The 5,053-nt window shown below is 58.2% G+C and carries 5 protein-coding genes; 1 reads left to right on the forward strand and 4 read right to left on the reverse strand.

Annotation, left to right across the window (positions count from 1 at the left end; translation table 11 throughout):
* The 3 genes from ACK4TM_RS16940 to ACK4TM_RS16950 form a co-directional block, all read right to left on the reverse strand.
* Positions 1–648, reverse strand: a 648-nt coding sequence (locus tag ACK4TM_RS16940; RefSeq protein WP_409703599.1) for a carbohydrate ABC transporter permease, incomplete at its 3' end; no start/stop codon positions are given.
* A complete protein-coding gene (locus tag ACK4TM_RS16945) occupies positions 641–1,534 on the reverse strand; it encodes a carbohydrate ABC transporter permease (protein ID WP_409703602.1) in 894 nt (297 codons plus the stop codon). The genes ACK4TM_RS16940 and ACK4TM_RS16945, both read right to left, overlap by 8 nt.
* 69 nt (positions 1,535–1,603) lie before the next feature.
* The gene (locus ACK4TM_RS16950) at positions 1,604–2,830 is read right to left on the reverse strand and encodes an ABC transporter substrate-binding protein (protein ID WP_409703605.1); all 1,227 of its coding nucleotides are present in this window, start codon (positions 2,828–2,830) and stop codon (positions 1,604–1,606) included.
* A gap of 201 nt (positions 2,831–3,031) precedes the next feature.
* Here ACK4TM_RS16950 and ACK4TM_RS16955 point away from each other — a divergent pair, with 201 nt between their 5' ends.
* Complete coding sequence (locus tag ACK4TM_RS16955) at positions 3,032–4,075, forward strand: LacI family transcriptional regulator (protein WP_409703608.1); 1,044 nt, start codon at positions 3,032–3,034, stop codon at positions 4,073–4,075.
* 24 nt (positions 4,076–4,099) lie between these two features.
* On the opposite strand, the gene ACK4TM_RS16960 is transcribed toward ACK4TM_RS16955, so the two are convergent.
* Entirely contained in the window at positions 4,100–4,945 is an 846-nt protein-coding gene (locus ACK4TM_RS16960) for a TIGR00730 family Rossman fold protein (protein ID WP_409703610.1), read from the reverse strand.
* Positions 4,946–5,053: the final 108 nt, after the last annotated feature.

Consider the following 5,053-nt stretch of genomic DNA (forward strand, 5'->3'; position numbering starts at 1 on the left):
GATCGGCAGCGACATTGGCAGCATGATCCGGAAATAGATCCCCCAGAACCCGGCGCCATCGACACGGGCGGCCTTGAACAATTCCTCGGGCAATGAGGTAAAGTAGTTGCGGAACAGCAGCGTCAGGATCGGCATGCCGAACACCGCATGGACCAGCACCAGCCCCCCCAGCGATCCCATCAGCCCGATTTCCCGCAGGATGATCACGATAGGATAGATCATCGTCTGATAGGGGATGAAGGCCCCGATGATCAGGATGGTGAAAAAGGTCTCAGACCCTTTGAAACGCCAGTTGGCCAGCGCATAACCATTCACCGACGCGATCGAGATCGACAGGATCAGCGACGGGATCAGGATATTCACCGAATTCCAGAATCCCCGGCTCAGCCCGTCGCAATTGATGCCGGTGCAGGCCTCGGACCAGGCTTTCACCCAAGGCTCGAACGTGATTTCCATCGGCGGGCCAAAGACATTGCCCATGCGGATTTCCGGCATCCCTTTCAGTGATGTCACGATCATCACGTAAAGCGGCAGCAGGTAATAGATACTGACAACCAGCAACGTGCCGTAAAGAAAGATATTGGCCCGGCTGAATGATTTCTTGGGTTTCGGCCCGCGCGGGCCGTCTTGCAAAGCGGCGTCAGCCATTCTTCTTGCCTCCAAATTCCAGATAGGCCCAGGGGATCAGGATGATGATCACCGACACCAGCATCATGGTGGATGCGGCAAAGCCCTGACCAAGGTTCTGCGCCTCGAACATATAGTTGATGACGTATTTCGCCGGCACCTCAGAGGCGAGCCCTGGGCCACCATTGGTTTGCGCGACCACAAGGTCATAAAGTTTGATGATACCGCTGGCGATCAGCACCAGTGCGGTCACGAAAATCGGGCGCATCATCGGGATGATGATCACGACATAGGTTTTCCATGTCGGAATCCCGTCCACACGCGCGGCTTTCCAGATGTCTTCATCGATGCCGCGCAGACCCGCCAGCATCACCACCATGATAAAGCCCGACCCCTGCCAGATCCCGGCAATCAGAATGCCATACATGACAATATCGGGGTTGTTCAGCGGATCGAACGCAAAATTGGTCCAGCCGAAATCGCGGATGACGCTTTGCATCCCGAAATCGGGGTTCAGAATCCACTGCCACGCAAGTCCCGTCACGACAAATGACAGCGCGAACGGATAGAGGAAAATCGTGCGAAATACCGCCTCGCCCCGGATTTTCCGGTCAAGACAGGCCGCAAGGGTGAACCCGATCACCAGCGTCAGGATCAGTGAACATATCCCATAGATCGCAAGGTTCTGGATCGATATCATCCAGCGACTGCTGGCCCAAAGCCGTTCATATTGATCAAGGCCGACAAAATCCAGCCGGGGCAACAGCCGCGAATTGGTAAAGGAATGCACAACCGTCCAGATCGTGCCACCGACGAAGACGACCAGCACGGTCAATATCATCGGGATCGAGGCGATCTTGGAATTCAGGTTGCGGAATAGCTTGTTGGGCCGCTTGGCTGCGTCCATCGTAGGTCTCCCGGTGCAGATATTTGTGGCGGAGCCCGGTTCAAAACCGGGCTCCTTTGCTAGCGGCGCTTAGTCAGCGGCGGCGACGATGGCGACATAACGCTCCTGAGCATCTTCTGCGCTCATGGAGGAGGTCCAGAACTCGGCCATCAGTTCTTCGATCTGGACCTGTGTGTCCGGGCTGAATGCCTGATTGCCAGATGGCAGGATGTTGCCGTCTGCAAGGATTTCAAGGCCCTTCTGCATGCAGTCATTCGCAGCAGCCATGTCGATATCGCCACGCACCGGCAGCGAGCCCTTGGCCAGGTTGAAACCAACCTGAACTTCAGGGGAAATCAACAGCGACGCCAGCTCAAGCTGAGCTGCCGTTACTTCAGAATCACGGTTAACCGGAAAGTAGAACGCATCACCGCCCGTATCGAGGATGGCAGTTTCGCCCAGACCTGGAAGGCAGCTGTAATCCTCACCCGCGACCTGACCGGCCACCTGGAATTCACCCTGCGCCCAGTCACCCATGATCTGGCCACCGGCCTGACCTGTGATCACCATATTGGTCGCCTGATTCCAGTCCTGCACATTGCTGTTGCGCGCCATTTCGCGCGCGGTCGCGGCGGCTTCGAAAACGCGGGCATATTCAGGACCAGCGGCCACGGATTCGTCACGGTCGATGTGTACGGCAGACCACGCCTCTTGTCCGGCAAGGGCGATTGCCAAGACCCCAAAAGCGCCAGACTGCTGCCAACCCTGCTGTCCCATCGCAAGCGGCAGAATGCCTTCCGCTTCCAATGCAGGCGCTGCCGAGACATATTCTTCCCAGTTTGTCGGCACATCAACACCAGCCTGTTCAAAGGCAGCATGGCTGAGCCACAACCACTGCCACGAATGGATGTTCACCGGCACACAATAAATGCGCCCATCCAGTGTGCAACTGTCCAGCAATGATGGCGGGTTGACGATATCCGCCCAACCTTCAGCCTCGGCAACCTCTGTCAGGTCAAGCATCAGACCCGCCTCGATCAGTTCTTCTGCCTGGCGTCCGTGGTTCAGCTGGGTTGCGGCCATCGGATCGCCGCCCAGAATACGCGAAATGATGATCGGACGCGCTGTACCCCCGGCGCCAGCAATCGCGCCGTCGACCCATGTGTGGCCCGCGGCATTCAATGCTTCGGCAAATTTCGAAACAGCGGCGGCCTCACCCCCCGATGTCCACCAATGCGTCACTTCCAGTTCGACAGCCGAAGCCGCCGATGCGCTGACGATACATGTCGCCGCAAGTAGTTTTGTAGTCAGTTTCACGATTCTTTCCTCCCTGGTCCTAAATCGTTGTAGGTGAGCCTATAACGATTTAGATTGACCTGACAACAAAAAATAAGCCAGAATTTCACAATGCCGGGCTGGATTACTTAAGGCCTTGCGGTTGAACTATTTTTACGCGATTCCAACCTTTTGGGCGTATAGTTGCGCAGTGGTTTACGCGAGTGATAAGGATGCCGGCACATGGCGGTGAACAGAACGAGTTCGGAAATTGCGGCCTCGACGGCGGCGGTCACAGGAAAGCCGACGCTGAAGACCATCGCGCAGATCAGCGGGCTGGCAGTACCGACCGTGTCGCGCGCCTTGAACGACGCGCCCGATATCGGCAGTGAAACCAAAAAACTGGTCCGCAAGATCGCAAATGACATCGGCTATGTCCCGAATCGCGCCGGTGTCCGCCTGCGCACCGGGCGCACTAATGTCATCAGCCTTGTGATGTCGACCGAACTGGATCTGATGAGCCATACCGCGCGGCTGATCTCTTCTGTCGCGGGGGCCCTGCGCGACACACCGTATCACCTGATCGTCACGCCGTTCTTTCCCGATCAGGACCCGATGGAGCCGGTGCGTTACATCGTCGAAAGCGGATCTGCCGACGCGATCATATTGAACCAGATCAGGCCGGATGACCCGCGCGTCAACTACATGATGGCGCGGCATTTTCCCTTTGCGACCCATGGCCGTACCGACCGGGCCAGCCAGCATCCCTATTATGACTTTGACAACGGCGCCTTTGGCGCGATTGCGGCCCAGCGCCTGATCGCGCGCGGGCGCAGGCATATCTTGCTGATCCCGCCACCGGTTGCGCATAACTACGCGCAGCACATGATCGCCGGGGTCAGCCGCGCGGTGCAGGACGGCGGCATCGGTCTGACGATCTCTGACACCGTTTCCAGCGACAGCAAAAGCGCCGAGGTCGTGCTTTTCATCCTCGACATGCTGACGCGCAAGCCTGAAATCGACGGTATCATCGTCGGGTCCACGACATCGGCGATGGGCGCGGTATCGGCCATCGAACAATCCGGCAAAACCGTCGGGAAAGAGGTGGACCTGTTCGCGAAAGAGGCCGTCCCATTCCTGAAACTGTTCCGCGCCGACATTCTGACCCTGGCCGAAAAGATCGGGATCGCAGGCGAATTTCTGGCCAAAGCCGCGATTCAGGCGATTCGCAATCCCGATCTGCCGCCGATGCAGGCGCTTGAGACACCATCGGACGATCCGCTGTAACACCGGACAGATCGGCACGCGGTGTTACCGCCCCGGGATCGCCTTGCGCTTGGTGCCCTTGCCGTCCCAGTTGTCGATCACTTCGACAGCTTCCTCGGCGGTTTCGACAAAGCGGAACAGCGCCAGATCGATTTCTGAAATCGTGCCCGCCTCGGCCAGCGCTTCCCAGTTGATGATCTTTTCCCAGAAGGCCCGTCCAAACAACAAGAACGGCACCCGCCCCATGCGGCCGGTCTGGATCAGGGTCAGCGCCTCGAAGGTTTCGTCCAGCGTGCCGAACCCGCCCGGAAAGACACAGACCGCAGAGGCGCGCATCAGGAAATGCATTTTGCGGATCGCGAAATAATGGAAGTTGAAACACAGATCCGGCGTCACATATTCATTCGGCGCCTGTTCATGCGGCAACACGATGTTCAGCCCAATGGACACGCCCCCCGCATCCTGCGCGCCGCGATTGCCTGCCTCCATCACCCCCGGCCCGCCGCCCGTGACGATCACGTCTTCGCCGCCGCCTTTTTGCAGCGACCGTTCGGTGATCAGGCGGGCGAATGTGCGCGCCTCGTCATAGTATTTCGACAGACCGGCCAGCGTTTCCGATTTGGCGGTATCCTTTTTTGACGGCTCGGGTATGCGCGCGCCGCCGAACAGAACGACGGTGGATTTGATCCCCGCTTGGTTCATCATCAGTTCGGGTTTCAGCAATTCGAGCTGCAACCGGACGGGGCGCAATTCCTCGCGCAGCAGGAATTCCTGATCGGCAAAGGCCAGCGCATAGGACGGCGCGCGGGTTTGTGGCGTGTCCGGGATCTGGCGTGCCGTTTCCTGATCCTGCTGGCTGTCACGAAACGGATGGCGGCGGTCGTCTTTCATCATTCTTCCTCGCATTGCGCCCTCGGGCCGTTCCGGTCTATAGCCCATTGTAACCACAGACCACAGCTAAACCGGAGAATCCCATGTCGAATGCCGCCCTTGAGACCG

It is taken from the genome of Yoonia sp., assembly GCF_046292185.1.
Lineage (GTDB): Bacteria > Pseudomonadota > Alphaproteobacteria > Rhodobacterales > Rhodobacteraceae > Yoonia.

Coding starts and splice junctions, on each gene's coding strand:
- ACK4TM_RS16960 (WP_409703610.1), bottom strand. CDS start 4,945: ATGAAAGACGACCGCCGCCATCCGTTTCGTGACAGCCAGCAGGATCAG.
- ACK4TM_RS16955 (WP_409703608.1), top strand. CDS start 3,032: ATGGCGGTGAACAGAACGAGTTCGGAAATTGCGGCCTCGACGGCGGCG.
- ACK4TM_RS16945 (WP_409703602.1), bottom strand. CDS start 1,534: ATGGACGCAGCCAAGCGGCCCAACAAGCTATTCCGCAACCTGAATTCC.